Source organism: Arcicella rigui, from assembly GCF_034929435.1.
Classification (GTDB): domain Bacteria; phylum Bacteroidota; class Bacteroidia; order Cytophagales; family Spirosomataceae; genus Arcicella; species Arcicella rigui.
Window position 1 is genome coordinate 1 of record NZ_JAYFUM010000045.1, and the last position, 615, is coordinate 615.

Annotated in this window: 2 pseudogenes; both read right to left on the minus strand. The window is 36.3% G+C overall.

Annotated features, from left to right (window positions below):
• A pseudogene (locus VB248_RS22550) lies at positions 1 to 250 on the minus strand (transposase); the annotation flags it as partial.
• Positions 251 to 318: 68 nt separating this feature from the next.
• Positions 319 to 615 (minus strand): annotated as a pseudogene (locus VB248_RS22555) (hypothetical protein); the annotation flags it as partial.

Sequence of the window (615 nt, forward strand, 5' to 3'; positions counted from 1 at the left end):
TACCGTGTTCTTTATGTTTTCCTCTTGTAGTCCACCAAGTCATTTGACAAACACTTGGGGCTTCACCCAAAGCAGAAAGTAAGGTAGCAGTCCAGCGATAACCTGGTACACAGATACGACTTACAGGTGGACGATAAAATCCTTTCTTGACTTTTGTAAGACGTTTTGCTTTACTACTTTCTACACTGCATAGTCCCTCAGTAAACCAACTCTCATGTTTCTCTATTTTACTATCGTCCCATATTAACAAGGGACGTTTTCCTATTTGGATTAGTTGTTCAATGCGTTTTTTACTGCGAGCAAATAGAAAATCATCAATTACAGTAACTGTCCATTTCTTTGAACGTAGAAAGTTGCTGATACGTTTGTTCCTGCTGGAGCATGATTGAATCCACAAATAAAGCCTCCTAACTCACTCAGAAGCAACCCAATAGAGCGATTTCTATTCAGAAGAATAGCAATAAATAAATTGTAGAAAGTCTCAACAAGACGTTTATCAAGAAGATTGTCTAAAGTAAGCTGTAAATCAGAAAGGTAAACAGCTATTTTTTTAAGAAGAAAAGAAGAAGCATTTGCTTTTTTTGTAAAACTATCGTTTTTTTGTAGATGTGCCTT